This window comes from Blastococcus aggregatus (genome assembly GCF_900221005.1).
Classification (GTDB): Bacteria; Actinomycetota; Actinomycetes; order Mycobacteriales; family Geodermatophilaceae; genus Blastococcus; species Blastococcus aggregatus.
Map to the genome: position 1 here is coordinate 567,540 of NZ_OBQI01000002.1, position 25,362 is coordinate 592,901.

The window sequence follows — 25,362 nt, forward strand, 5'->3', positions numbered from 1 at the left end:
CCGCCGGAGCGGGCCCGCGCATGGATCACGGGGAGGTCGGGACCTCGATGTCACCGTCGATGATCTGCTGGCGGAAGTCCTCGAGGACATCGTTGATGTCGTCGATGTAGCCGCCGGAGTCGGACAGGCCCACGCCCTCGGTGGAGAGGTCGTTGAGGATGTCCGTGCCGCCCTCGAGGTCGCCCTCGGCGAAGTCGGTCACGAAGGTCTCCACCGCGTTGTCGACGCGCTTGAGCATCGACGTCATGATCACGGCCTGCTGGTCCGGGGACGCGGTCAGGTACTGGTCGGAGTCGACGCCGATGGCGCGCTGGCCGGCCTCGACGGCCGCCTCGAAGACGCCCTCGCCCGAACCGCCGGCGGCGTGGAACACGATGTCCGCACCGGCCTGGTACATGCCCTGCGCCGCGACCTTGCCGCCCTCGGGGTCACCGAAGCCGGAGGGGTCGCCCGCCGGCGAGAGGTAGGTGACGTCGACGATGATGTCCGGCTTGACGGCCTGCGCACCGGCCACGTAGCCGGCCTCGAACTTCTCGATCAGCGGGCTCTGCGAGCCGCCGACGAAGCCGATGTGACCGGTCACGCTCTTCGACGCGGCGGCCACGCCGGCGAGGAAGCTGCCCTCCTCCTCGGCGAAGACCAGACCGGTGAGGTTGTCCGCGCCCAGCTCCTCGACCGAGGTGTCGACGATCGCGAACTCGGTGTCGGGGTACTCGGCGGCGATGTCGCCGATGATGTCGCCGTAGGCGAAGCCGACCGCGATCACCGGGTTGTAGCCGGCGTCGGCCAGCTGGGTGAGCAGCTCTTCGCGGTTGGAGCCGTCGTCGTTGGGCGAGAGCTCCTCGATCTCACCGCCGAGCTCGTCCACGGCCGCCTCGACGCCGGCGATCGCCGAGTCGTTGAAGGACTTGTCGCCGCGGCCGCCGGTGTCGTAGGCGACACCGATCTTGAGCTCGCCGTCGCTCCCGCCACTGGCGCTGCTGCCGTTGTCGTCCTCGTCGCTGGCGCAGGCCGACAGGGCCAGGCCGCCGGCCAGCAGCAGTGCCGCAGCCTTCGTCATCCGCGCTCGGCGCAAGACGATCTCCTCTCTGGGGGGACCCGCCGGCCCGGAGGCCACGCGTCCCGATGGGTTCTTCCGCGTGCTCCTCCCGGGACGCCGGAGCGCACCGCGGCGGAGCACGACGCAGAACGCTAACCGCGCTGCCGCGGACCTCCACCGGCCGCGGGGAGGACTGAGACCCGATCGTTGCGAAGGACGGCGCCGCCCGGCCGGATCGGTGTCCTGGGTCACGCGCGACACCGGCGCCGGCGCGCTCTACGGTTCGGCGCATGGCACGACGGGGCGGCGCGCGCGGGCTGCTGGGCGCGCTGCTGGCCGTGCTGCTGGCCGTGGGCCTGGGCGTGGGTCTGGTCCTGCTGCCCGCGGCGGCGGCCTCCGCGGAGGCGCCGCGGCCGACCGCGGACCCCACCGCACCCACACCGACGGCGCCCCGCACCGAGCGGCCACCGCAGGGCAGTGCGCCCGACGGCTCCACCGTCGGCGGCGAGGACCTGGACACCCGTGGTCTCGTCGTGGCCGCGGACGCCCCACCGCTGCCGGTGCCGCTGGCGGCGTCGGGCTGGCTGGTGGCGGACGCGGGCTCCGGGGCCGTGCTCGCCGCCCGCGATCCGCACGGCCGCTACTACCCCGCCAGCACGCTGAAGGCGCTGACGCTGCTCGCCCTCGCACCCCGGCTGGACCCGGCCCAGGTCGTCGCCGGCACCCCGGAGGACGAGCAGGCGGAGGGCAGCCGGGTCGGCCTGGTCACGGGTGGCCAGTACCCCGTCGAGTTCCTGTTCCGGGCGCTGATGCTGCAGTCGGGCAACGACGCCGCCACCGCGCTGGCCCGGGCCGCCGGCGGCACGGCGGCCACCGTCGCCGCCATGACCGAGACGGCTGAATCCATCGGCGCGTTCGACACCGTCGTCGGCGGGCCGTCGGGGCTCGACGTCGCCGGTCAGTCCAGCTCGCCCTACGACCTGGCGCTGATCTTCCGCGAGCTCGTGTCGGACCCGGTCACCGCGGCGGTGCTGACGACGCCGACCGTCCAGGTGCCGGAGGTGCCGGGCCGCGCCCCGGGCTTCCAGATCCAGAACCAGAACCCGCTCGCCGGCTACCCAGGCACGCTGGGCGGCAAGACCGGTTTCACCGACGCCGCCCGGCACGCGTTCGTCACCGCGGCCGAGCGGGACGGCCGCCGGCTGGTCGTGAGCGTGCTGGACACCGAGAACCAGCCGCTGCGCGCCGCCGACCAGGCCGCGCTGCTGCTCGACTGGGGTTTCACCGTCCCGTCCGGAACTCCCGGCGTGGGCCGGCTGGTGCAGCCCGCCGACCTGGTCGTCCCGGCCCGGCCGACCCGGGCGCCCCGGCCGGAGCCGCGGGCCGCCGAGCCCGCCGCCGCGGTCGCACCCGGACCGGACGACGACGCACCCTCGCCGCTGGTCGGTGCGGGGCTGGCCGTGGCCGCCGTGCTCGTCGTGGCCGCCACGGCGATCGGCCGGCGGCGCGCGGTGCGCCGCGTGCCGGTCAGCGAGGAGAGCCGGTGAGCGGGTACTCGCGGGCGACGGCCCACGACCCGTCGGGCAGCTGCTCGAACTCGGTGAAGTGCTCCACCCGGAACTCGGCGGAGAGCTCGGCCAGCCCGGTGTAGGCGAGGTCGAGCATGTCCGGCGCCACGTCGTGGGCCACGGTCACGTGCGGGTGGTACGGGTAGGCCAGGGGCCGGGCGAGCGGGCCCTGGCGGACGTCGGTGGCGAGCAGCTCGCAGTTGCCGATGCCGCGGGCCACGGTCACGAACACCACCTCGGTGACCGGGCTGAAGGTGCCGGTGCCCGCCAGGTGCATCGGGAACGCGGGGTGCGCCCGGGCCACGCCGGCGAGGTGCTCGGCGACCGAGGCCCGGTCGGCGACCGGCACCTCGGTCGGGGGCAGCAGCGTGACGTGCGGCGGCACGAGCGCGGCCTGGGGGTCCCCCACCTTGGTCCGCCAGTCGACCAGCAACTGCGCCCACGGCTCGGGCACCGGGACGACGACGCCGATCATGGCCGTCCCGCCGGCCTCGGCCTCCTCCGTTCCGGCCCCCTCGGTCATGCGCGCGCGCCCGGGGCGAGGAAGCCGACCCGCTCGTAGACGTCGGCCACGGTCCGGCTCGCGACCTCGCGGGCCCGCTCGGCACCGCCGGCCAGGATGCGCTCGAGCTCGGCGCGGTCGTCGAGGAGCTCCGCGGTGCGCTGCCGCACCGGCTCCAGGAAGTCGGTGACGACCTCGGCCAGCTCCTTCTTCAGGTCGCCGTAGCCGCGGCCGGCGAAGTGCGCCTCGAGCTCGGGGATCGTGCGGCCGGACAGGGCGCTGTGGATGGCGAGCAGATTCGTCACCCCCGGCTTGTTCTGCGCGTCGGCCACGACCTCGCGGCCCGTGTCCGTGACCGCGGAGCGGATCTTCTTCGCCGTCACCTTCGGGTCGTCGAGCAGGAAGACGCAGCCGGCCGGCGGAAGGCTCTTGCTCATCTTCTTCTCCGGCGTCTGCAGGTCCATGACCCGGGCGCCGGCCTCCGGGATGAACCCGGTGGGCACGGTGAACGTCTCCCCGAAGCGGTTGTTGAACCGGGTGGCGACGTCCCGGGTCAGCTCGAGGTGCTGCCGCTGGTCGTCGCCCACCGGCACCTGGTCGGCCTGGTAGACGAGGATGTCGGCGGCCATGAGCACGGGGTAGGTGAACAGCCCGACCGACGAGCCGTCGGCCCCCTCGCGCTGGCTCTTGTCCTTGAACTGCGTCATCCGGCTCGCCTCGCCGAACCGCGCGATGCACTCCAGCACCCACGACAGCTGGAGGTGCTCCGGCACGTGGCTCTGCACGAACAGCGTGCTGCGGGCCGGGTCGACGCCGAGGGCCAGCAGCTGCGCGGCGGAAGCCAGGGAGTTGCGCCGCAGCTCCTCGGGATCCCAGTCCATCGTGATCGCGTGCAGGTCGACGACGCAGTAGAACGCCTCGGTCGTGTCCTGCAGGGCGACCCACTGCCGCAGCGCGCCCAGGTGGTTGCCGAGGTGGAACGAGCCCGCGGTCGGCTGGATACCGGAGAGCACACGCGGAAGAGGCACGACTCCCATCAAACCAGCCCGCGAGTTCAGCGGAGCGGGGCGTCGTCCGGCTGCCGGCCGCGCACGGCGTCCAGCGCGGCGAGGAAGGCGTCGTTCTCCTCCGGTGCGCCGATGCTCACCCGCACCCCCTCGCCGGCGAAGGGCCGGGTGATGACCGCGCGCGCCTCGAGGCCGGCGGCCAGCGAGCCGGCCTGCTCCCCCAGGGGCAGCCAGACGAAGTTCGCCTGGCTGTCGGCGACGTCCAGGCCGCGCTCGCGCAGCGCCGCGGTCAGCCGGGCGCGCTCGGCGACGACGGCGGCGCAGCGGTCCCGCACCTCGTCCTCGCTGGCCAGCGCGGCGACGGCGGCGGCCTGCGCCAGCATCGAGACGCTGAACGGGACGTGCGTCTTGCGCACCGCCTCGGCGACCGCGGGGTCCTCGGCGATCAGGTAGCCGACCCGCAGCCCGGCCAGCCCCCAGGCCTTCGAGAAGGTGCGCAGGACGGCGACGTTGGGCCGGCCGCGCATGAGCTCGACGCCGTCGGGGACGTCGGGGTCGCTGACGAACTCGCGGTAGGCCTCGTCCAGCACGACCAGCGTCGTCGCCGGCACCGCGTCGAGGAACCGCTTCAGCTCCGCCCGCCGGACCGCCGTCCCGGTGGGGTTGTTCGGGTTGCAGACGAAGACCAGCCGGGTCGTGTCGTCGATCGCCGCGAGCAGGCCGTCGAGGTCGTGGGTGTCGGCCGGGCCGCCCTCCCGGCCGGGGACCAGCGGCACCTGGATCGCGCGGGCGCCGGCGACCTGGGCGAGCAGCGGGTACATCTCGAACGAGCGCCACGCGAAGGCGATGCTCGTGCCGGGCTCGGTGTAGGCCTGGGCCAGCTCCTGGCACAGCGTCACCGCGCCGCAGCCCGTGGAGATCTGGGCGGGGTCGACGCCGTAGCGCTCGGCCAGCGCGGCGGTCAGGACGACCGCCCCGTTGTCGGGGTAGCGGTTGGTCTCGGCCGCCGCGGCGGCGATCGCCCGGACGACGGCGGGCAGCGGCGGGAAGGCCACCTCGTTGCTGGCCAGCTTGACCGCGCGCTCGACGCCGATCTCCCGGGCGAGGTCGGCCGGATTGCGGCCGGGCCGGTAGGCCGGCAGCGCCTGGACCGCGGGGCGCGGGCTCACCACGGGCAACTCACCACGGCAGGGACCTCCTCGTCCGCCCTAGGGTGGCGGCATGCGCGTCCTGGTCGCCGGCGGAGCCGGCTACATCGGCAGCGTAGTGACCGCTGCCCTGCTGTCCGACGGCCACGAGGTCACGGTGCTCGACGACCTCTCCACGGGCCACGCCGACGCCGTGCCCGAGGGAGCGGCCCTGGCGGAGGTGTCGCTGCACGACTCGGCGCCGGTGCTGGCCGACGTCCGGCCCGAGGCGGTGCTGCACTTCGCCGCCCGGTCGCTGGTCGGGGTCTCCCAGCAGCAGCCCGAGGACTACTGGTCGACCAACGTCGGGGGGTCGCTGGCGCTGCTGGAGTCGATGCGCGCCGTCGACTGCCGCCGCATCGTCTTCTCCTCGACCGCGGCGACGTACGGCGAACCGGACGCCCTCCCCATCCGGGAGGACGCACCGACCCGGCCGACCAACACCTACGGCGCCTCGAAGCTCGCCGTCGACCACATGCTCACCTCGTACGCGGTGGCGCACGGGTTCGCCGCGGTCAGCCTGCGCTACTTCAACGTGGCCGGGGCGGCGTTCGGGCTGGGCGAGCGGCACGCCACCGAGACCCATCTGATCCCGCTCGCACTGCAGGTCGCGGCCGGGCAGCGGGGCTCGCTGACCGTCTTCGGCCGTGACTACCCGACGCCGGACGGCACCTGCATCCGCGACTACGTGCACGTGGCGGACCTCGCCGACGCGCACCTCTTGGCACTGCCCGCGCCGTCGGCCGGCGAGCACCGCGTCTACAACCTGGGCAACGGCACCGGCTTCTCCGTGCAGGAGGTCCTCGACGCCGCCCGCGAGGTCACCGGGCACGCGATCCCGACCACCGACGGGCCACGGCGGGCCGGCGACCCGGCGCAGCTCGTGGCCTCCAGCGACCGGATCCGCGCCGAGCTGGGCTGGACGCCGCGGCATCCCGACCTGGTCGGCATCGTCTCCGACGCCTGGACGGTCGCGCAGGCCCGCTAGGCGGGCAGCGGGCCGTCGCCGGCCCCGTCGTCGTCGGGTGCGGGCGGCGGCGGGTCGACCCGGAGCCGGGCGATCCGCCGTCCGTCGAGCTCGACGACGGTGACCGCGCGCCCCTCCACCTCGATGGCGTCGCCGACCTCGGGCAGCCGGCCGAGGCCGGCCAGCACGTAGCCGGCGGCGGTCTCGTAGGGGCCCTCCGGCAGCTCGAGCCCGGTGGCCTCGGTGAAGTCGTCCAGGTTGAGCAGCCCGTCGACCTCGCGCGGGGAGTCCGGCGACTGGCGCGCCTCCGGCTCCACCTCGGCGTCGTACTCGTCGTAGATCTCCCCGATGACCTCCTCGATGAGGTCCTCGAGGGTCACGATGCCGTCGGTGCCGCCGTACTCGTCGACGACGATCGCCAGGTGGTGGTTCTCCCGCCGCATCTCGCTCAGCGCGGTCAGCACGCCGGCCGTGCCGGGGAGGCGCTTGACCTCACGGGCGAGGTCGCCGACGGTCGCGGCCCGGCCGGCGGGATGGCTGGGCAGGAACAGGTCCCGGACGTGCACGAAGCCGACGACGTCGTCCTGGTCGCGGCCGGCGACCGGGTACCGCGAGTAGTTGCTGTCGACGACGAGCTTCGCCGCCCGGCTGGCGGTCATCGAGGCGTCGAGGAAGGTGACCTCGGTGCGCGGCGTCATGACCTCGCGCACCTCGCGCTCGCCGGCGCGGAACACCTCGTCGATCAGCCGGCGCTCGTCGCTGCTGAGCGACTCGTGGGCGGCCACCAGGTCGCGCAGCTCTTCCTGGCTGATCGCCTCACCGCTCTGCGTGGGGTCACCACCGGACAGCCGCACCAGCGCGTTCGTCGACTTCGACAGCAGCCAGATGATCGGGCGGAACAGCTTGGCGATCGCGTTCAGCGGCGCGGCGACGAGGAAGGCGAACCCCTCGGCGCGCTGCAGCGCGAGCCGCTTGGGGGTCAGCTCCCCGGCGACCAGGGAGACGTAGCTGATCGCGACGGTGACCAGCACCAGGGCGAGGGTGCCGGAGAGTCCTTCCGAGACGCCCCGCCCCTCGAGCCAGTCGGCGAAGGGCTGGGCCAGCGTGCTGGCACCGAACGCCGCGGAGAAGAAGCCCGCGAAAGTGACGCCGACCTGGACCGCCGCCAGGAACTGGTTGGGGTCGCTGAGCAGCTTCTGCACCGCCTTGCCCCGGCGGCCGGTCTCGGCCATCGCGCGGACCTGGGACTCGCGCAGCGAGACCAGGGCGATCTCCGCTCCCGCGAACACCCCACCGATCAGGATGAAGACGACGACCATGACGATGCTGAGCCAGACGTCGCTCACCGGCGGCGTACTCCTCGGGAACTCGGGTGCGGGGTGCGGTGCGGGGTGCGGTGCAGGGTGCGGGCCCCATGGTGCCTGCTCCCGGCCGCCGGGCGGGAGCGCCCCCGGGCCTCGCACGCTCGGGAACTGCTGCACGTGACCTGCGTCTCGTGAACTGTCGGTTTTCGAGTGAACTGTCGGTTTTCGAGCGCTTACGGTTAGTCTCGAGTTGATAACGAATCGTGATCACCCGGGGAGTCCCGTGCACCACCGTCAGACCCGTCCGCCGCTGTCCGCCCGCCTCGCGGGGGCCGCCGCACGCGCGCGCCTCCGCAGCACCGCCGCCGCGCCCGCCCGGCGCGGCCGGCTGGGGCTGACCCTGCTCGTGCTGGCCCTGGTCACCGGCTTCGTGCTCGCCGCGCCGGTCGTCTCCGGGTCCGGTGCCGGCACCGAGCGGGCCGACGACTCGCTCGTGGTCATGGGGGTCGACGGCCGCGCGACCTCCGCGTCGTTCGCCAGCACCTCCGCACGGCTGTCGATGGGCCCGGACGGCGTGCGGGTGGAGGAGCCGGCGAGCCGCTCCGCGCGCACACCGGTGCCCGCGCCCGCGCCCGCCGCGACGCCCGCCGCGGAGGCCGCTCCGGCCGCTGCGCCGTCCTCGACGACGCCCGCGCCTGCGGAGGCCCCGCCGGCCGCCGTCGAGGAGCCCGTGGCTCCGGCGCCCGCGCCGGCTCCCGCCCCCGCTCCCGCTTCTCCTCCCAAGGCGACCCAGGCGGCTGCCCCCGCTCCCCCGGCCCCGGCCCCGGCCGGTTCGGACCGTGCCGCCCAGGTCCTGGCGCTGGTCAACCAGGAGCGCGCGGACGCCGGCTGCCGACCGCTGAGCGCCGACGGCGGCCTGGCTGCCGTGGCCGCCGCGCACAGCGCCGACATGCGGGACCGCGGCTACTTCGACCACACCAACCTCGCGGGACAGAGCCCGTTCGACCGGGCCTCCGCCGCCGGGGTGTCCGCCCGGGCCGAGAACATCGCCCGCGGCCAGGCCGACCCCGCGGCCGTGATGACCGCGTGGATGAACAGCCCCGGCCACCGGGCGAACATCCTCGACTGCAGCCTCACCCGCCTGGGCGTCGGCATCGCCGACGGCGGCGGCGGCCCCTGGTGGACCCAGCTCTTCGGCTGAGCGGCCGCCCCCCTCGCGGGCAGCCGGGAGGCCGCCCGCGCTAGACCTGGGGAACCAGGCTGTCGGCAGTCCGGGGGCGGTGGTGCACCGGCGCCGGACGCGTCGTCCGGGCACCCAGCACTGCCGCGAGGTCGGCCCGGCTGCTCCGGTCGTCCGCGTCGTCCGTGCCGTCCGTGCCGTCCGCGTCGTTTGTGTCGTCCGTGCCGGATCGGGCGGACTGCGTGTGCACGAGGTACGCGAAGCCGACCACGGTGCCGAGAGAGACCAGGACGGCGGTCTGACCGGTGACCCACGAGAAGTTCAGGGCGGCGTAGAAGGCACCGAGCACGTACAGCCACAGCGTCCGGGCCTCGCCCCGCCACGAGTCGAAGACGGTGGCCGCCACGCCCGCGACCACCGGCGCCAGCATGACGAAGACGCGCTCGGTGTCCGTGGCCTGCAGCCGGCTCGCCGCGCAGATGGCGAACACGTACCCGCTGGCCAGCAGCAGCTCACTGCGCATCCCCGCGCGCTGGAACTGCTGGTGCAGCCCGTAGGCGAAGACCACCCACAGGAAGCCGAACACCCCGAACACCGCCAGGTGCTCCTGCCCCGCCCTCGACCCGAGGACCTCGCGGGCCAGCGCCACGACGTCGCCGTCCAGGTGGGTGCCGTGCGGGCCGATCTGGGCTGCGGCCCACGCCCGGAAGCCGAGGTACGCCAGGACGAGCGCGCCTGCCACGCCGCCGCCGGACAGCACGGCGCGATCGCGCAGCCGACCGGCCCGGCCCCACGCGACCAGCGGGTAGAGCGGGGCCATCAGCAGGACGGCCTCCTTGTTGAGGAAACCGACGGCGATCACCAGACCGAACAGGACCAGCCTGCCGCGGAAGGCGAAGTACAGGGCCAGGGCGCAGGCGAGGTTGTTCAGCGGGTCGACCAACCAGAAGTTCCCGTAGCTGTAGGACGTGTAGTAGAAGGTCACCGAGAGCAGCAGGGTGACGAACAGGCTGGTCGACGGGCTGACCCGCAGCGGGCCCCGCATCCACTCGTAGACGACGACGAGCGCGCCGGTCGTCGCGGCGAACGTCAGCGCGAGCCACACCGTGTCCGGCGCGATGCCGGTGAGCGCCGAGGCGTGCCGGACCAGCCACGGCGTCAGGAGCCGGAAGGAGAAGGGGGCGTCGACGGGCGCGAAGGTCCGCTCGGACATCGCGATGTAGTTCAGGGCATCGCCGAAGGCGCCCGCGCGCGCATCGCGCTCGAACTGCCCGTACGACACCAGCCCGAAGAATCCGACGACCAGCAGCGCGCCCCAGGCGACGAGGCGCTCCCGCAGGGACTGCTTCGTCTCACCCCCGATGAAGCGCACTGCCCGTAGAGAAGCCATGTACGAATCGTGACAGAGTTCGGCTTGATCTCTCGGACGCCGGGTGTCGGGTGCGCGTCACGGGACGGGTGCGACTCGTGGGTGCGCCGGGAAGCCGACGGCCCCCTCACCCGGAGCGGGTGAGGGGGCCGTCGGTCGGCTCGGGCCGTCAGGCCATGGCCTTCTTGAGGTTGGTGTCGATCGCGCCCAGGAAGTCCTGGGTCGTCAGCCACGGGCTGTCCTTGGAGATGAGCAGCGCGAGGTCCTTGGTCATCTGGCCGCTCTCGACGGTGTCGATGCAGACGCGCTCCAGGGTCTCCGCGAAGCGGGTGACCTCGGGGGTGCCGTCCAGCTTGCCGCGGTGCGCGAGGCCCCGGGTCCAGGCGAAGATCGACGCGATCGGGTTGGTCGACGTCTCCTTGCCCTGCTGGTGCTGGCGGTAGTGCCGGGTCACGGTGCCGTGGGCGGCCTCGGCCTCGACCGTGCGGCCGTCCGGGGTCGCGAGCACCGAGGTCATCAGGCCCAGCGAGCCGAAGCCCTGGGCCACGGTGTCGGACTGCACGTCACCGTCGTAGTTCTTGCAGGCCCAGACGTAGCCGCCCTCCCACTTGAGCGAGGCGGCGACCATGTCGTCGATCAGCCGGTGCTCGTAGGTGATGCCGGCGGCGTCGAACTTCTCCTTGAACTCGGCCTGGAAGACCTCCTCGAAGATGTCCTTGAACCGGCCGTCGTAGGCCTTGAGGATCGTGTTCTTCGTGGAGAGGTAGACCGGGTAGCCGCGGTCCAGGCCGTAGTTCAGCGAGGCGCGGGCGAAGTCGAAGATCGACGCGTCGAGGTTGTACATCGACAGCGAGACGCCGGCGCCCGGCGCCTGGAACACCTCGTGCTCGATCGGCTGCGAGCCGTCCTCCGGGGTGAAGGTGACGGTGAGCCGCCCGGCGGAGGGGAACGTGAAGTCCGTCGCCCGGTACTGGTCGCCGTAGGCGTGGCGGCCGACGATGATCGGCTTGGTCCAGCCCGGCACCAGGCGCGGCACGTTCTGCATGATGATCGGCTCGCGGAAGATGACGCCGCCGAGGATGTTGCGGATCGTCCCGTTCGGGGAGCGCCACATCTTCTTCAGGCCGAACTCCTCGACCCGCGCCTCGTCCGGCGTGATGGTCGCGCACTTGACGCCGACGCCGTGCTTCTTGATGGCGTTGGCGGAGTCGATGGTGATCTGGTCGTCGGTCGCGTCGCGCGACTCGATGCCGAGGTCGTAGTACTCCAGGTTCACGTCGAGGTACGGGAGGATCAGCTGGTCCTTGATGAACTGCCAGATGATCCGGGTCATCTCGTCGCCGTCGAGCTCGACGACGGTGCCCTCGACCTTGATCTTCGCCACGTGCACGTTCCTTCTCTCTGCTTGCTTCTCCGAGCGTTCGCTCAGAGGTCGGCTATGTCAGCCTGCTTGGCGCGCACGGCCTCGGCGGCTTCCCGCAACCCGGCCAGCTCGCTCTCGGACAGGTCGCCCTCGACGACCTTCCGCACTCCTTCTCGGCCGATCTCGGCCTCGACGCCCAGGTAGACGCCGTTGATCCCGTACTCGCCGTCGACCCACGCGCACACCGGCATCACCGCACCGGAGTCCTCCATGACCGCGCGGGCCATGCGGGCCGCGGCCGCCGACGGTGCGAAGTAGGCCGAGCCGGTCTTGAGCAGGGCCACGACCTCCGCGCCGCCGTTGCGGGTGCGGTCGACGATGTGCTCGATGCGGTCGGCGGCGAGCACCTCGGTGAGGGGCTTGCCGTCGACCGTGCACCGGGACGGGACCGGGACCATGGTGTCGCCGTGCGACCCCAGGGTCAGCGTCCGCACCGACGAGACGGGGACGCCCGCCTCCTCGGCCACGAAGTTGGTGAAGCGGGCGGTGTCGAGCATCCCCGCCTGCCCCATCACCCGGTGCTTCGGGAACTGGCTCGCCAGCTGCGCCAGTGCCGTCATCTCGTCCAGCGGGTTGGACACCACGATGAGGACGGCGTCGGGCGAGCCGGCGGCGACCTTCTCCGCGACCTCGCGGACGATCTTCGCGTTGGTCTCGATGAGGTCCATCCGGCTCATGCCCGGCTTGCGCGGGATGCCCGCGGTGATCACGACGACGTCGGAGCCCTCGGTGCCCTCGTAGGAGCCGCCCCCGATGCCCACCACCCGGGTCTCGAAGCCCTCGATCGGCCGCGACTGGTTCATGTCGAGGGCCAGGCCCTCGGGCTTGCCCTCGACGATGTCGGTGAGGACGACTGTCTCGAAGATGTCGTACTCGGCGAGACGGAGAGCGGTCGTGGAGCCGTAGAACCCGGCGCCCACCACGGTGACCTTGCCGTTCCGAGGCTTCTCTGCCATGGCCGCCAACCTAGTGCCGCGAACGCCGTCGCGCGCCAGCGGGGGCGCTCCGCCGTCTCACGGTCCGGGAACGGCGGCGGCCGCGACGGCGAGCGCGAGACCCGCCGCGGTCAGCAGGAGGACGTCCACCGGCCGGCTGCGGACGGCGAGGAAGCCCACCCGGCGCTCGGGCAGGAACAGCCGCAGCAGCGCGGCCCCCACCAGCGCCAGGCCCATCACGACCAGCCCCGTCCGCCAGTGCTCGACGGTGACCAGCAGCAGGCCGATCGCCACCGCCGCCAGCACCGCCAGCAGCGGCAGCTGCCGGACCAGACCGGCCACGAACGGCCGGCGGACGTAGAGCGGCGGCCGGCTCCCGCTCACGCGCGAAGAGCCTCGGCGGCGGCTGCCTGCTCGGCGGCCAGGACGACGTTCTGCAGCAGCATCGCGCGGGTCATCGGGCCCACACCGCCGGGGTTCGGGGCCACGTACCCGGCCACCTCGAGGACGTCCTTCGCGACGTCGCCGGCGATCTTCCCGTCGACCCGGCTGACACCGACGTCCAGCACGGCGGCCCCCGGCTTGACCAGGTCGGCCGTGACCAGGCCGGGCACACCGGCGGCGGCGACCACGATGTCGGCGGACCGCAGGTGCGCGGCGAGGTCCCGCGTGCCGGTGTGGCACAGCGTCACGGTGGCGTTCTCGGTCCGGCGGGTCAGCAGCAGCCCCAGCGGGCGGCCGACCGTGATCCCGCGGCCGACGACGACGACCTCGGCGCCGGCGATCGGCACCTCGTAGCGGCGCAGCAGCTCGACGATCCCGACCGGCGTGCACGGCAGCGGTCCGGGGACGTTCAGCACCAGCCGGCCCAGGTTGACCGGGTGCAGGCCGTCGGCGTCCTTGGCCGGGTCCATCGCCTCGAGGACGACGCTCTCGTCGATGCCGGCGGGCAGCGGCAGCTGGACGATGTAGCCGGTGCAGGCCGGGTCGGCGTTGAGCTCCTCGACGACGGCGAGCACCTCGGCGAGCGTCGCCGTGGCCGGCAGCTCGCGCTGGATGCTGGCGATGCCGACCTGCGCGCAGTCGGAGTGCTTCGCGTTGACGTACCAGCGGCTGCCCGGGTCGTCGCCCACCAGCAGCGTGCCCAGTCCGGGCCGGTGGCCCGCGGCGGTCAGCGCCGCCACCCGCCCGGTCAGTTCGGAGCGGATCGCCGCCGCCGTCGCCTTGCCGTCCAGGATCGTCGCGGGCACCCGGACAGTGTGCCCGAAAGCCCCCACGACCCGGGGCGCCGCCCTAGGCTCCGTCGTGGTGGGCCTCCTCGCCCGCCCATGCCGGAGGTGCGACGTGACCGAACGCGACGAGAGCCCCACCGGGGCGACCACCAGCTACGGGACGACGACGCCGGCCTACTCGGCCGAGCCCGTGGCGTTCCGCGGCCCGGAGAGCCTGGGCGGGCTGCTGCTGATCCTGGCCGGCATCGCTGCCGCGCTCAGCCTGGTGCTCGACTGGCTGGCCGACGTCGACGGCACCGGCCTGGACCTCGTGCGCGACGGCTTCGAGGACCTCGACGCGATCGTCGACAACGGGCTGTGGCAGCCGATGGCGGTCGTCCTCGGCGGCGGCGTGCTGCTCGTGCTCGGGATCCTGATGTGGCTGCCGGCGCGCTCGCACCGCTTCCTCGGCCTGCTCGGGCTGATCGTGAGCGGCGTGATCGTCTGGGCGCTGATCGTGCCGCTCGACGACGCGAACTGGGAGCTCGACACCTTCGGCCCGGGCTTCTGGTGCGCGATCGCCGTCGCCGTCCTCGGCGTGCTCGGCAGCCTCAAGGCCCTGCTCACCGGTCGGCGCTACCGGTGACACCGTCGTCCTCCGGACGACACCGCCATCACACTGCGGTCCTCCGGACCGCACCGCGTCCAGGTGCCGTCCCCCTGTCGCACTGAGCGGACCCGTCACGCCTGCGCGGACCCTCCGGGCCCACTCGGCGTGACCGCCCCGAGGCGAGCCGTCAATCAGCGACGAGGGCGCCGTGGGCGCGGGTGAACTGAACCGCCTGCACCAGGTCGACGCGGACGCCGGTGAGCTCGAAGGCGAGCCAGTTGACCTCGTCCATGGACGCCCCGCGCAGGTCGGTGCCGCGCAGCTTGGTGCCCTGCAGCCGCGCCCGGTCCAGGACCGCCCCGGTGAGGTCGCACTCGCGCAGGTCGGCGTCGGTGAAGTCGGTCTCCCGGAACCGCTGACCCGACAGGTCCAGGCCGGACAGGTCGGCGGCTCGCAGGTTGACGTAGCTCCAGTCGCACTCGGTCGAGGTCATCGGCCGCAGCTGCGCGCCCGGGAACTGCGAGCCGGTCAGCTTGCAGCCGTCCCACGTCACGTCGATGAGCCGGGCCCGGTCGAACCGGCAGGACAGGAACGCCGTCCCCGAGTGCCGCGAGCCGCTCAGCCGGACGCCGGTGAGCACGCACTGGTCGAAGACGCAGCGCCGGGTCACGACCTCCTCGAGGAAGGCGTCGTCGAACCGGCAACGGGTGAAGGTGACGCCGTCGAGCTCCGCGCCCCACCAGTCGACGCGGGCGAAGTCCTCGCCCTCCACCTCCGCCCCCGCCTCCGGCGGACCGGCGTGCGGCCGCGAGGAGACCATCAGTGCGCGAAGTGGCGCGTACCGGTCAGGTAGAGCGGCACACCGGCGGCGGCGGCCGCCGCGACGACCTCCTCGTCGCGCACCGACCCGCCGGGCTGGACGACGGCGCGCACGCCCGCGTCCAGCAGCACCTGCAGGCCGTCGGCGAACGGGAAGAACGCGTCCGAGGCCGCGACCGACCCGGCCGCCCGCTCCCCCGCGCGCGCCACGGCCAGCCGCGCCGAGTCCACCCGGTTGACCTGGCCCATGCCCACGCCGACCGTCGCGCGGTCGTGCGCCAGCAGGATCGCGTTGCTCTTCACCGCGCGGACCGCCCGCCAGGCGAAGACCAGGTCGTCCAGGCCGGCGGCGTCCAGCGGCTCGCCGGTCGCGAGGGTCCAGGTGGTCGGGTCGTCGCCGGGGGCGTCGATGCGGTCGGTGGCCTGCAGCAGCAGCCCGCCGCTGACCGGCCGCAGCTCCACGGGCGCTCCCGGCAGGTGCGGCAGACGCAGCAGCCGGATGTTCTTCTTCCCGGTCAGCACGCGGACCGCGTCGTCGGTGAACGACGGCGCGACGACGACCTCGGTGAACACCTCGGCGACCTGCTCGGCCATCGTCAGGTCGATCTCGCGGTTGGCCGCGATGACCCCGCCGAACGCCGAGAGCGGGTCGCACGCGTGTGCCTTGCGGTGGGCGGCCGCGATGTCGGTGCCCACGGCGATCCCGCACGGGTTGGCGTGCTTGATGATCGCCACGCACGGCTCGGTGTGATCGTGCGCGGCCCGCCAGGCGGCGTCGGTGTCGACGTAGTTGTTGTAGGACATCGCCTTGCCGTGCAGCTGCTCGGCGTGCGCCAGCCCGGGCTGCACGCTGCCGCGGTAGAGGGCGGCGCCCTGGTGCGGGTTCTCGCCGTAGCGCAGCACGTCGGCGCGCTCCCAGCTCGCCGCCACCCACTCCGGGAAGTCGGACGTCTCGTCGGGCGCCAGGACGCTGCCCATCCACGAGGCCACGGCGATGTCGTAGGAGGCGGTGTGCCGGAAGGCGGCCACCGCCAGGCGGCGGCGCTGCTCGAGGGTGAAGCCGCCCCCGGAGACGGCGGCCAGCACGTCGGCGTACCGCGCCGGATCGACGACGACGGCGACCGACGGGTGGTTCTTGGCCGCGGCCCGCACCATTGCCGGGCCACCGATGTCGATCTGCTCGACGCACTCGTCCGGCGAGGCGCCCGAGGCGACCGTCTCGGTGAACGGGTACAGGTTGACCACGACCAGGTCGAAGGCGGCGATACCGAGCTCGTCGAGCTGGGCGACGTGCTCGGGCCGGCGGCGGTCGGCCAGGATGCCGGCGTGCACGGCGGGGTGCAGGGTCTTCACCCGCCCGTCCAGGCACTCGGGGAAGCCGGTCACCTCCTCGACCGGGGTGACCGGGATGCCGGCGTCGGCGATGCGGCGGGCGGTGGCACCGGTGCTGACCAGCTCCACCCCGGCACCGGCCAGCCCGCGGGCCAGCTCCTCGATGCCGGTCTTGTCGTAGACGCCGAGCAGGGCGCGACGGATCGGGCTGCGGTCGCTCATGGCGAGCTGGTTCCTCTCGTTCCGGGGGCCGCGAGTCGGGCCACCGTCTCCACCAGGAGCTCGCGCTCCACGGCCTTGATGCGTTCGTGCAGTCGGGGCTCGTCGTCGTCGGGGAGCACCGGCACCTCGCGCTGGGCCAGCACGGGGCCGGTGTCCACCCCGGCGTCGACCACGTGGACGGACGAGCCGGTCACGGTGGCGCCGGCGGCCAGCGCGTCCCGCACGGCGTGGGCGCCGGGGAAGGCGGGCAGCAGCGCCGGGTGGGTGTTGATCAGCCGGCCGCCGAACGCGTCCAGCACCGCCGGCCCGACGATCTTCATGAAGCCGGCCGAGACGACCAGGTCCGGCTCGAAGGCGGCGATCGACGCGGCGAGCGCCCGGTCCCAGGCGGCGCGGTCGGGGTGGTCGCCCAGCGCGGAGACGAACGTGGGGATCCCGCGCCGGGCGGCGTGCTCGAGGCCGGCGGCCGGGCGGTCGGCCCCCACGGCGACGACGTCCGCGGGGTAGGCGGGGTCGTCGGTCGCGTCGAGGAGTGCCGCGCAGAGCGAGCCGGTGCCCGACAGCAGGACGACGACCCGGGCCCGCGACATCGATCGCCCCGGGTCGCCCACCCCGCGACCCTATAAGGGAGGGTCAGGAGGCGGTGCGCCAGCGGGTGAACGCGGCCGCGAGCGCCCCGGCGATGCCGGCCTGCGCCGCGATGGCCACGCCCGTGGCGATCGCCGGCGCCCCGACGTCGGCGAGGGCGCCGTCGCCGAGCGAGCCACCGGCCATCCAGACGAGCAGGCCGCAGCCCACCCCGGTCAGCACCCCGGCCAGCACGCCTCCGAGCCCCGCCACCACCGAACCGCCGTCGCCCGGGGCGAGCCGGCGGGCCAGGGTGCGGCCGGCAGCGAGGCCGGCCAGCACGGGCACCGCCTGGGAGGCGAACGCGAGCAGCGGCACCGCCTGGGTGTCCGGCAGCGCCGCGAGCAGCGGGAGCGCCGGCACCGAGCCGAGCGTGACGCCGTGCACCGAGACGAAGGTGCCGCTGCCCACCGCGAAGCCCGGTCCGGCGGCCAGCCCGAGGACGGCGCCGGCGGCGTTGGGGAGCAGCAGGACGCACAGCCCGAGGAGGCCGAGCGCGCCGGCACCGGCACCCCCCAGCCCACCGGAGACGGCGGCGTACCCGTCGGCGTCGGCGGCCACGGCGATCGCCACGACCGCGAGGCAGAGGGCCAGCGCGGTCAGCACGCCGGCGAGGACCGCGCGCAGCAGCGGGCGGGTCTGGGGAGGCAGCCGGTCCAGCCCGGAGTCCAGCGCGCCGGACTCCCGCCCCGCTCCCCACCCGGCCGCCGCGACCGCCAGGAGGGCGCTCCCGAGGAGCGCGCGGAGCAGGCCGACCTCGGCGCCGGGCCCGTCGAGCAGCAGCGCGAGCACCGCCGTGAGGACGACGTGCGCCGCCACCAGGAGCCCCGTCATCCCTGCGGCGTCCCGTGCGCCGGTGACCCCGGCGATCCGGACCACCACGCGGGCGGCGCCGGAGAGGCACCAGGCGATGCCCAGGGTGAGCAGCAGCGGCGCGAGCACGATCGGGCCGGAGTCGACCGTGATCTCCGCGCCCTGCGCCAGCAGCCACAACCGGCCGGCGAGCACGAGCGATCCGCCGGCCCCCTGCCCGCCCGTGGGATCCAGGGTGGCGACGACGCCGACGGCGAGCGCCAGGACGAGGAGGCCGGCGGCCGACACGGTCCCGGCCCCGGCGAGCGCGAGGCCCGCCCGCGGCAGCGGACGGGCCGTCGTCCCGCCGCCCGGACCCCAGCGGGGAAGACGTGCCAGCAACGAGACCACGGGTCCACTCTCCCAAGTCCGCCCCGCCGGTGGTCGGCGCACGCGCCCGGGAGCGCGACAAAGCGGCCTGCGGGCCCGTCAGACCTCGCGGTCGGGCCCGCCCGGATCGGCCGGCGGCGGCGTGTCGGGCCGAGCGGGCGGCGGCGGAGGAGGCGGCGCCTGCTGGTACGGCTGCGGCTGGTACGGCTGTGGCTGGGACTGGTAGGGCGGCGGCTGGTAGGGCTGTGGCTGGTACGGCTGTGGCTGGTACGGCTGTGGCTGGTACGGCTGCGGCTCGGCGGGCTGCTGCGCCGGCCGGCCGTAGGGCTGGTTCCCGTGCTGCGGCGGACCGTTCCCGTCGTCCGGCGCGGCACCGGACGCCTTCCGGGCGCGCAGGTCCGGCAGGAGCGCGAGCACGGCCAGGACGACGGCGGCGAGCACGCTGAGCAGCGCCAGCAACGCGACGACGCTGAAGCCGACGTCGTCGTCCGGTCCGTCGGCCAGGGCGAGCTGGTCGATCCAGGTGATGAGGAAGAGCAGCAGCGCCAGCCCGGTCAGCCCCGCCGTGACGACCGCGCGCGGCACGGGGACGTGCACCGTCGTGAACGCCGGCAGCAGGACCCAGACGGCGGTGGCCAGCAGCAGCAACCAGGCGAGCACCGCCGGCCCGGTCGTGTAGCCGATCTCGAAGGTGAACAGCCCACGCCCGCCGACCGCGTCGCTGAACCCGTTGGTCGAGGTGTCGAAGCCGTCGAGGCCTGCGCCGTCGAATCCGTACCAGGGCAGCACCATGAACAGCGTGAACAGCAGGGCGCACCCGGCGATGATCCGCTCGAGCAGCCCCACCTTCGAGAAGTCCACCGACGTCGTGCCGCGGCCCGGCTGACCGGGCGGGCCATAGGGCGGCCGGCCGTAGGGATCCTGCGGCGGCGTCCCCCACGGCTGCTGCGGCGGCGGGCCCCACTGCGGGCCGGGCGGAGGCTGCTGCCCCCAGGGCGACGGCTGAGGCTGGCCGTGGGGCTGCGGCGGCTGCTGCCCCCAGGGCGGCGGGGGCTGCTGCCCGTACCCGCCGGGCGGTGGCTGCGGAGGCTGACCGGTCATCTCGAGCCACTCCTCAGTAGTCGGTCGATCACTGACCGCATGGTCGAGCAGTCGCGGGGCGAGAGCAACCGCATCGTCACGAGTATCCCCGTTCGGGGAAGCCCCGGGCCCGGAAACGCCACTGCCCGGCGACCGCAGAGCGGCCACCGGGCAGTGGGACGTGCAGGAGGCGTCAGCCGGCGATGATCTCGCGCATGAGCCGAGCGGTCTCCGACGGGGTCTTGCCCACCCGGACGCCGGCGGCCTCGAGGGCCTCCTGCTTCGCCTGAGCGGTACCGGCCGAGCCCGAGACGATGGCGCCGGCGTGGCCCATGGTCTTGCCCTCGGGCGCGGTGAAGCCGGCGACGTAGCCGACGACGGGCTTGGTGACGTTGGCCTTGATGAAGTCCGCGGCCCGCTCCTCGGCGTCGCCACCGATCTCGCCGATCATCACGATCGCCTCGGTCTCCGGGTCGGCCTCGAAGGCCTCCAGGCAGTCGATGTGCGTGGTGCCGATGACCGGGTCGCCACCGATGCCGACGGCGGTGGAGAAGCCGAGGTCCCGCAGCTCGTACATCATCTGGTAGGTCAGCGTGCCCGACTTCGACACCAGGCCGATCTTGCCCTGCTTGGTGATGTTGGCCGGGATGATGCCGGCGTTGCTGCGCCCGGGGCTGATCAGGCCGGGGCAGTTCGGGCCGATGATGCGCGTCGCGCCGCCCTGGGCGTGCGCCCAGACGAAGGTCGAGTCGTGCACCGGGATGCCCTCGGTGATGATCACCGCGAGGCCGATCTGGGCGTCGACGGCTTCGATCGCGGCGCCCTTGGCGAACGGCGGCGGCACGAAGATGACGCTGACGTCGGCGCCGGTCTCCTTCATGGCGTCGGCGACCGAGCCGAACACCGGCACGCTGGTGCCGTCGAAGTCCACGCTGGTGCCGGCCTTGCGGGGGTTGACGCCGCCGACGATCGCGGTGCCCGAGGCGAGCATGCGCGACGTGTGCTTCATGCCCTCGGAGCCGGTCATGCCCTGGACGATGACCTTGCTGTTCTCGTTGAGGAAGATCGACATCTGTCTGGTGTCCTGTCGGGAGTCGGGGAGGTCAGGCGGCGGCGAGCTCGGCGGCCCGTCGGGCGGCGCCGTCCATCGTGTCCACGACGGTGACCAGCGGGTGGTTGGCCTCGGCGAGGATGCGCCGGCCCTCCTCGACGTTGTTGCCGTCGAGACGCACGACCAGCGGCTTGGTCGCCTCGTCGCCGAGGTGCTGCAGGGCCGACACGATGCCGTTGGCGACGGCGTCGCAGGAGGTGATGCCGCCGAAGACGTTGACGAACACGCTCTTCACGGCCGGGTCGGACAGGATGATGTGCAGGCCGTTGCCCATGACCTCGGCCGAGGCGCCACCACCGATGTCGAGGAAGTTGGCCGGCTTGACGCCGCCGAACTCCTCGCCTGCGTACGCGACGACGTCCAGGGTGCTCATGACCAGGCCGGCACCGTTGCCGATGATCCCGACCTCGCCCTCGAGCTTGACGTAGTTGAGGTCCTTCTCCTTGGCCGCCGCCTCCAGCGGGTCGGCGGCGGCGGTGTCCTCGAGCGCGGCGTGCCCGGCCTGCCGGAAGGCGGCGTTCTCGTCGAGGGTGACCTTGGCGTCCAGCGCGAGGACGGTGCCGTCGGGGGCCTTGGCGAGCGGGTTGATCTCGACCAGGGTGGCGTCCTCCTTGGTGAAGACGTCCCACAGCGAGATGGCGATGGCGATGACCTGGTCGCGCACCTCGGGCGCGAACCCGGCGGCGTCCACGATCTCGGCCGCCTTGGCGGCGTCCACGCCGACGCTGGCGTCGATGGGGATGCGGGCCAGCGCCTCGGGGCGCTCCACGGCGAGCTGCTCGATCTCCATGCCGCCCTCGACGCTGGCCATGGCCAGGAAGGTGCGGTTGGAGCGGTCGAGGAGGTAGGAGAAGTAGTACTCCTCGGCGATGTCGCTGGCCTGAGCCACCATCACCTTGTGGGTGATGTGCCCCTTGATGTCCAGCCCGAGGATGTCCTGGGCGCGCGCCCGGGCGTCCTCGGGGTTGTCGGCGAGCTTGACGCCACCGGCCTTGCCGCGGCCGCCCACCTTCACCTGCGCCTTGACGACGACGGTCTGCCCGATCTCGCGGGCGATCGCCTCCGCCTGCTCGGGCGTCTCGGCGACTCCGCCGGGGAGCACGGGGACGCCGTGCGAGGCCAACAGGTCACGGGCCTGGTACTCGAAGAGATCCACGAACAGGGACCGTAGCCCGCCCGTAACCCGAACGCTGCCCCGGGCGTTGAGGAGACGGGTACGGCGTGGGGCGCATCACAGGGTTCCTCACCCCATCGCGTCAGCGATCGAGCCGGCCCGACGCACCGCCGCCCGATCGCCGACCGACGAGGAGCCCCCGTGCGCCGCGCCACGACTGCCCTGCTCACCGCTCTGCTGGCCGCCGGAGGAACGGTCGCCCTGGCCCCTCCGGCCGCCGCCACCGAGATCGTCCCGCGCGACCTGACGATCACCGTGACGGGCCTCGGGCCGGAGAACCGGACCTGCCAGATCGACGCCGATCTGTACGTCCCCGCCGGCGTCACCGCCCGCAGGCCCGGCCCCGCCCTCCTGGCGACCAACGGCTTCGGCGGCACCAAGGCCGACCAGGCCGACTTCGCCCAGGGCTTCGGTGAGCACGGCTACGTGACGCTCTCCTACACCGGGCTCGGCTTCGTCGACGGCGACCTCTGCCCGATCACGCTCGACGACCGCGAGCACGACGGCGCCGCGGCGTCCCAGCTGCTGCGCTTCCTCGGCGGGGACTCCTCGATCGTCGCGGTCGACGACGCGACCGGCGAGCGGGTGCGGGTCGACCAGGTCGTCCGCGAGGACCGGCGCACGAAGGTCGCCCACGATCCCGCCGTCGGCATGGTCGGCGGCTCCTACGGCGGCCAGATCCAGTTCGCCGCGGCCGCGGTCGAGCACGCGGCCGGCACCGACCGGCTCGACGCGATCGTCCCGATGATCACCTGGAACGACCTCTCCTACTCGCTCAACCCAGACAACAGCGCGATCCCCGGCGGCTCCGCCCTCAGCGGCTCGCTCGCCTCGCCGAACACCGGCGTCTTCAAGTACCAGTGGTCGCTGCTGTTCACCGCTCTCGGGCTGGCCAGCGGCCTGCAGGACCTCCCGGCGCTCGCCGACCCGGCCCAGGTGCGCAACCTCGCGCAGGACAACTGCCTCAACTTCGACGCACCGGTGTGCACTGCGCTCGCCGAGGTCGCCGCGACCGGCTACGCCGGCCAGGGCTCGGTCGACTTCCTGCGGTCGAACTCCGTGGGCAGCTACACCTCCGACGTCCGCGTGCCGACGCTCATCGCCCAGGGGCAGGCCGACACGCTGTTCAACCTGCAGGAGTCGGTGGCCACGTACGCGGCCCTGGAGGCGCAGGGCACCCCGGTCTCGCTCATGTGGCAGTCCTGGGGGCACAGCGGCCTGGACCCGCAGGCCGGCGAGCTCGACGAGCGCAACCCGGAGAACTCCTACCAGGGCCGCAAGGCGCTGGCCTGGTTCGACCACTACGTGCGTGACCGCGGCCCGGCGCCCGAGCCGGTGTTCGAGTACTACCGCGACTGGGTCATGGCCGAGACCGGCGACGTCGAGCAGGCGTACGCGTCGGCGCCGTCCTACCCCGCCGGCACCGAGCGGACGCTGCACCTGTCCGGCGGCGGCCTGCTGGGCGGCTCCCTGGTCGAGAGCCCGGCGCAGGTGGTCCCGGGGGTCAGCGCGTACGGCAGCGTCGCGCCGATCGGGCCGAACTACACCGAGACGGCGTTCCTCGACCAGTCCGGCCCGGTCACCGACCCGCCCGGGACGGCGATCCGGTTCTCCACGCCGCCGCTGACCCAGCCGCTGGACGTCGTGGGCTCCCCCCGGCTGACCGTGCAGCTCGACGCGCCGGCGGTCGCCGCGACGCAGGGCCTGGGGCCGGGCGGCCAGCTGGTGGTCTACGCGAAGGTCTACGACGTCGGCCCGGACGGCGCGGTGGAGCTGCCGCACCGGCTGATCTCCCCCGCGCGCGTCACCGACGTCACGAAGCCGGTCACCATCGAGCTGCCGGGGATCGTGCACCGCTTCGCCCCGGGCCACCGGCTGGCGGTCGTGCTGGCCGGCGGCGACCTCGCCTACCGGGGGTCGACGCTCCCCCAGCAGGTCGCGCTGGCGACCGGGCCGGGGCGCGTGCAGCAGCTGACCCTGCCGGTCGTCAGCCCCTGAGGCGGTCGCACACCCAGTCGACGACCTCGTCCGGTGCGGCGTCGCGCGGGAAGACCCGTGCGACGCCGTCCCCGGCCGCCGTCGGGGCGTCGGCCGGGGCGACGCCACCCGCGAACACCAGGACGTCGTCGATCCCCCGCTCGGCCATCAGCCCCGCCACCCGGGCCAGCGGCGCCACGTCCCCTTCGGCCAGCACGATCCCGACGGCGTCGGCGTCCTCCTGCACGACCGTGGCGACGAGCTGCTCCGGCGTCTGCGGCCGGTCGGTGTAGACGACCTCCACACCGGCGTCGCGCAGCGCGCGGGCCAGGATCTCGGCCACCCGGTCCTCGTCGGCCGGGCCGGGCCCGGCGACGACGACCCTGATGCGCTCCTCCACGCCGCGGAGCCTAGGAGCCGGCCCGCACCGGCCGGCGGCGGAGCCGCCAGGCGAACGCGGTCAGGGCACAGAAGCCGAGGCCGGCGACGAGCAGCCCGGCCCCCGGCACCGTCCACTCCAGGTCCTCGGAGACGACGGCGTCGCGCACCCCGGCGAGCCCCGCGCCGAGCACCGCGACCGAGATGGCCAGGAGGCCGCCGACGGCGGCCAGGCGGGGGCGCAGGGACGGCGCGGTCACCGAGCAGAGCACCAGGGCACCCGCGAGCAGCAGTCCGCCCAGCAGCGCCAGGCCGGGCCGCTCGAGCAGCGCCTGCGGTCCCTCGCGCGGGACCACCACCTGCAGCCCGGTGGCCGGGTCGGTGACCAGGTCGTCGGGGACGTCGGCGGCCGGCAGGGTCAGGCAGAGCACCGTGCCCACGCCCAGCAGCACGGTGGCGCCGGCCAGCGGCCCGCGGACGGCCTCCAGCGCACCGGCGTCGTCCATCACCGTGCGCCCCCAGACCGCCGCGGCGACGCCCCCGGCCAGCACGGTCAGCACGAGCGCGACGACGCCGGCCACCCAGCCCGGACCGACGTGGATGTCGCTGGTGAGCACCCGCTCGCCCGCGAGCACCTCCACCCCCGGGCGGGTGACGGAGCCCCGGCCCCGGTAGAGCTCGATGAGCAGCTGCCCGACCGAGAGCGCGCCTGCGACCGCGGCGTAGGCCAGCCCGAACTTGGGGACGGCGGAGCGGGCGAGCTGCACGCCCACCGCCGCGGTGACCAGCGGGCCGAGCAGGGCGACCACCGCGCCGGCGACGCTGGAGCCCAGCACGAGGTCCCGGCCGTCCACCTCGAGGTAGGTCGGGAAGGCCGAGAGCGCCCCGGCGACGCCGGCGAGCACCAGCAGCACGCCGGCCAGCCGCGCGCCGGGCGGCACGGTGCCGATCACCAGCCCCTCGCCGTCGACGGGTGGCGTGGCGCGGGTCGTGCGGGGCGGCCGGGTGCGGGCGTTCCGGGATGCCCCTGTCCGGGCGTCGCGGGCAGGCACGGGTCTCCCTTCGGATCAGGTCACGAACCGGCCTCGATCGGCCGCGTTCCGGAGACGTTGGTGTGACGAGCACCACACATGCGCATTACCGTCGGGTGAACGGAGC

24 protein-coding genes are annotated in these 25,362 nt (G+C 73.9%); 5 read left to right on the forward strand and 19 right to left on the reverse strand.

Annotated features, from left to right (window positions below):
* Nucleotides 1–25 precede the first annotated feature (25 nt).
* A complete protein-coding gene (locus tag CRP29_RS08380) occupies nt 26–1,060 on the reverse strand; it encodes a BMP family lipoprotein (RefSeq protein ID WP_097194572.1) in 1,035 nt (344 codons plus the stop codon).
* A 269-nt stretch (nt 1,061–1,329) separates the two neighbouring features.
* On the opposite strand from CRP29_RS08380, the gene CRP29_RS08385 reads away from it, so the two are divergent.
* On the forward strand, nt 1,330–2,586 hold the full coding sequence (locus tag CRP29_RS08385) for a D-alanyl-D-alanine carboxypeptidase family protein (protein WP_097194573.1): 1,257 nt from the start codon (nt 1,330–1,332) through the stop codon (nt 2,584–2,586).
* Here CRP29_RS08385 and CRP29_RS08390 read toward each other — a convergent pair.
* The 3 genes from CRP29_RS08390 to hisC are packed head-to-tail and all read right to left on the reverse strand — an operon-like array spanning nt 2,567 to nt 5,285.
* The gene (locus CRP29_RS08390; protein ID WP_097194574.1) at nt 2,567–3,130 is read right to left on the reverse strand and encodes a 2'-5' RNA ligase family protein; all 564 of its coding nucleotides are present in this window, start codon (nt 3,128–3,130) and stop codon (nt 2,567–2,569) included. The two genes, CRP29_RS08385 and CRP29_RS08390, sit on opposite strands and share 20 nt — an antisense overlap.
* Entirely contained in the window at nt 3,127–4,146 is a 1,020-nt protein-coding gene (gene trpS, locus CRP29_RS08395) for a tryptophan--tRNA ligase (RefSeq protein ID WP_097194575.1), read from the reverse strand. The genes CRP29_RS08390 and trpS overlap by 4 nt, the downstream gene beginning before the upstream one ends.
* A 17-nt stretch (nt 4,147–4,163) precedes the next feature.
* Complete coding sequence (gene hisC / locus CRP29_RS08400; RefSeq protein ID WP_245852645.1) at nt 4,164–5,285, reverse strand: histidinol-phosphate transaminase; 1,122 nt, start codon at nt 5,283–5,285, stop codon at nt 4,164–4,166.
* A gap of 52 nt (nt 5,286–5,337) precedes the next feature.
* Here hisC and galE point away from each other — a divergent pair, with 52 nt between their 5' ends.
* Nucleotides 5,338–6,291, forward strand: a complete 954-nt coding sequence (galE, locus tag CRP29_RS08405) for a UDP-glucose 4-epimerase GalE (protein ID WP_097194577.1) — start codon at nt 5,338–5,340, stop codon at nt 6,289–6,291.
* On the opposite strand, the gene CRP29_RS08410 is transcribed toward galE, so the two are convergent.
* Nucleotides 6,288–7,616, reverse strand: a complete 1,329-nt coding sequence (locus tag CRP29_RS08410) for a hemolysin family protein (protein ID WP_097194578.1) — start codon at nt 7,614–7,616, stop codon at nt 6,288–6,290. The two genes, galE and CRP29_RS08410, sit on opposite strands and share 4 nt — an antisense overlap.
* A 241-nt stretch (nt 7,617–7,857) precedes the next feature.
* Here CRP29_RS08410 and CRP29_RS08415 point away from each other — a divergent pair, with 241 nt between their 5' ends.
* Nucleotides 7,858–8,775, forward strand: coding sequence for a CAP domain-containing protein (locus CRP29_RS08415; RefSeq protein WP_245852647.1), 918 nt, complete (start codon nt 7,858–7,860; stop codon nt 8,773–8,775).
* A gap of 40 nt (nt 8,776–8,815) precedes the next feature.
* On the opposite strand, the gene CRP29_RS08420 is transcribed toward CRP29_RS08415, so the two are convergent.
* From CRP29_RS08420 to CRP29_RS08440, 5 genes are all read right to left on the reverse strand, one after another.
* Entirely contained in the window at nt 8,816–10,144 is a 1,329-nt protein-coding gene (locus CRP29_RS08420) for a glycosyltransferase family protein (RefSeq protein WP_141437091.1), read from the reverse strand.
* Between the two features lie 148 nt (nt 10,145–10,292).
* The gene (locus tag CRP29_RS08425; protein ID WP_097194580.1) at nt 10,293–11,507 is read right to left on the reverse strand and encodes an NADP-dependent isocitrate dehydrogenase; all 1,215 of its coding nucleotides are present in this window, start codon (nt 11,505–11,507) and stop codon (nt 10,293–10,295) included.
* Nucleotides 11,508–11,548: 41 nt separating this feature from the next.
* Nucleotides 11,549–12,502 (reverse strand): malate dehydrogenase, encoded by a 954-nt coding sequence (gene mdh / locus CRP29_RS08430; RefSeq protein WP_097194581.1) that lies wholly within the window; start codon nt 12,500–12,502, stop codon nt 11,549–11,551.
* 57 nt (nt 12,503–12,559) lie between these two features.
* Nucleotides 12,560–12,865: a DUF3017 domain-containing protein gene (locus tag CRP29_RS08435; protein WP_097194582.1), complete on the reverse strand. Its 306-nt coding sequence runs from the start codon at nt 12,863–12,865 to the stop codon at nt 12,560–12,562.
* Nucleotides 12,862–13,731, reverse strand: a complete 870-nt coding sequence (locus CRP29_RS08440; RefSeq protein ID WP_097194583.1) for a bifunctional methylenetetrahydrofolate dehydrogenase/methenyltetrahydrofolate cyclohydrolase — start codon at nt 13,729–13,731, stop codon at nt 12,862–12,864. The genes CRP29_RS08435 and CRP29_RS08440 overlap by 4 nt, the downstream gene beginning before the upstream one ends.
* Before the next feature lie 94 nt (nt 13,732–13,825).
* Between CRP29_RS08440 and CRP29_RS08445 the strand changes: the two genes are divergently transcribed.
* Complete coding sequence (locus CRP29_RS08445; protein WP_097194584.1) at nt 13,826–14,338, forward strand: hypothetical protein; 513 nt, start codon at nt 13,826–13,828, stop codon at nt 14,336–14,338.
* Between the two features lie 151 nt (nt 14,339–14,489).
* Here the strand turns inward: CRP29_RS08445 and CRP29_RS08450 are convergent, their stop codons facing one another.
* The 7 genes from CRP29_RS08450 to sucC form a co-directional block, all read right to left on the reverse strand.
* A complete protein-coding gene (locus CRP29_RS08450; protein WP_097194585.1) occupies nt 14,490–15,122 on the reverse strand; it encodes a pentapeptide repeat-containing protein in 633 nt (210 codons plus the stop codon).
* A complete protein-coding gene (gene purH, locus CRP29_RS08455; RefSeq protein ID WP_097194586.1) occupies nt 15,122–16,675 on the reverse strand; it encodes a bifunctional phosphoribosylaminoimidazolecarboxamide formyltransferase/IMP cyclohydrolase in 1,554 nt (517 codons plus the stop codon). Before purH ends, CRP29_RS08450 begins: the two co-directional genes overlap by 1 nt.
* Nucleotides 16,672–17,286 (reverse strand): phosphoribosylglycinamide formyltransferase, encoded by a 615-nt coding sequence (gene purN / locus CRP29_RS08460; RefSeq protein ID WP_245852649.1) that lies wholly within the window; start codon nt 17,284–17,286, stop codon nt 16,672–16,674. The genes purH and purN overlap by 4 nt, the downstream gene beginning before the upstream one ends.
* Nucleotides 17,287–17,308: 22 nt before the next feature.
* Nucleotides 17,309–18,505 carry a cell division protein PerM gene (locus CRP29_RS08465; RefSeq protein WP_097194588.1) on the reverse strand — a complete coding sequence of 399 codons (1,197 nt, stop codon included), beginning with the start codon at nt 18,503–18,505 and terminating at the stop codon, nt 17,309–17,311.
* A 78-nt stretch (nt 18,506–18,583) separates the two neighbouring features.
* A complete protein-coding gene (locus CRP29_RS08470; RefSeq protein ID WP_141437092.1) occupies nt 18,584–19,585 on the reverse strand; it encodes a hypothetical protein in 1,002 nt (333 codons plus the stop codon).
* Nucleotides 19,586–19,757: 172 nt separating this feature from the next.
* Nucleotides 19,758–20,636, reverse strand: coding sequence for a succinate--CoA ligase subunit alpha (gene sucD, locus CRP29_RS08475; protein WP_097194590.1), 879 nt, complete (start codon nt 20,634–20,636; stop codon nt 19,758–19,760).
* A gap of 31 nt (nt 20,637–20,667) precedes the next feature.
* A complete protein-coding gene (sucC, locus tag CRP29_RS08480) occupies nt 20,668–21,831 on the reverse strand; it encodes an ADP-forming succinate--CoA ligase subunit beta (RefSeq protein WP_097194591.1) in 1,164 nt (387 codons plus the stop codon).
* A gap of 159 nt (nt 21,832–21,990) precedes the next feature.
* Here sucC and CRP29_RS08485 point away from each other — a divergent pair, with 159 nt between their 5' ends.
* Nucleotides 21,991–23,847: a CocE/NonD family hydrolase gene (locus CRP29_RS08485; RefSeq protein ID WP_097194592.1), complete on the forward strand. Its 1,857-nt coding sequence runs from the start codon at nt 21,991–21,993 to the stop codon at nt 23,845–23,847.
* Here CRP29_RS08485 and CRP29_RS08490 read toward each other — a convergent pair.
* Together CRP29_RS08490 and CRP29_RS08495 are read right to left on the reverse strand one after the other, a co-directional pair.
* Nucleotides 23,837–24,226 (reverse strand): cobalamin-dependent protein, encoded by a 390-nt coding sequence (locus CRP29_RS08490; protein ID WP_097194593.1) that lies wholly within the window; start codon nt 24,224–24,226, stop codon nt 23,837–23,839. The genes CRP29_RS08485 and CRP29_RS08490 overlap by 11 nt on opposite strands.
* 10 nt (nt 24,227–24,236) lie before the next feature.
* Nucleotides 24,237–25,256 (reverse strand): hypothetical protein, encoded by a 1,020-nt coding sequence (locus CRP29_RS08495; protein WP_245852650.1) that lies wholly within the window; start codon nt 25,254–25,256, stop codon nt 24,237–24,239.
* Between the last annotated feature and the right edge of the window lie 106 nt (nt 25,257–25,362).

Excerpts from the sequence above, each read along its gene's own strand:
- CRP29_RS08385 (WP_097194573.1), top strand. The coding sequence starts at position 1,330 with ATGGCACGACGGGGCGGCGCGCGCGGGCTGCTGGGCGCGCTGCTGGCC.
- CRP29_RS08390 (WP_097194574.1), bottom strand. The coding sequence starts at position 3,130 with ATGACCGAGGGGGCCGGAACGGAGGAGGCCGAGGCCGGCGGGACGGCC.
- galE (WP_097194577.1), top strand. The coding sequence starts at position 5,338 with ATGCGCGTCCTGGTCGCCGGCGGAGCCGGCTACATCGGCAGCGTAGTG.
- CRP29_RS08420 (WP_141437091.1), bottom strand. The coding sequence starts at position 10,144 with ATGGCTTCTCTACGGGCAGTGCGCTTCATCGGGGGTGAGACGAAGCAG.
- CRP29_RS08470 (WP_141437092.1), bottom strand. The coding sequence starts at position 19,585 with ATGACCGGTCAGCCTCCGCAGCCACCGCCCGGCGGGTACGGGCAGCAG.
- trpS (WP_097194575.1), bottom strand. The coding sequence starts at position 4,146 with ATGGGAGTCGTGCCTCTTCCGCGTGTGCTCTCCGGTATCCAGCCGACC.
- purH (WP_097194586.1), bottom strand. The coding sequence starts at position 16,675 with ATGAGCGACCGCAGCCCGATCCGTCGCGCCCTGCTCGGCGTCTACGAC.
- mdh (WP_097194581.1), bottom strand. The coding sequence starts at position 12,502 with ATGGCAGAGAAGCCTCGGAACGGCAAGGTCACCGTGGTGGGCGCCGGG.
- sucD (WP_097194590.1), bottom strand. The coding sequence starts at position 20,636 with ATGTCGATCTTCCTCAACGAGAACAGCAAGGTCATCGTCCAGGGCATG.
- CRP29_RS08450 (WP_097194585.1), bottom strand. The coding sequence starts at position 15,122 with ATGGTCTCCTCGCGGCCGCACGCCGGTCCGCCGGAGGCGGGGGCGGAG.
- CRP29_RS08380 (WP_097194572.1), bottom strand. The coding sequence starts at position 1,060 with ATGACGAAGGCTGCGGCACTGCTGCTGGCCGGCGGCCTGGCCCTGTCG.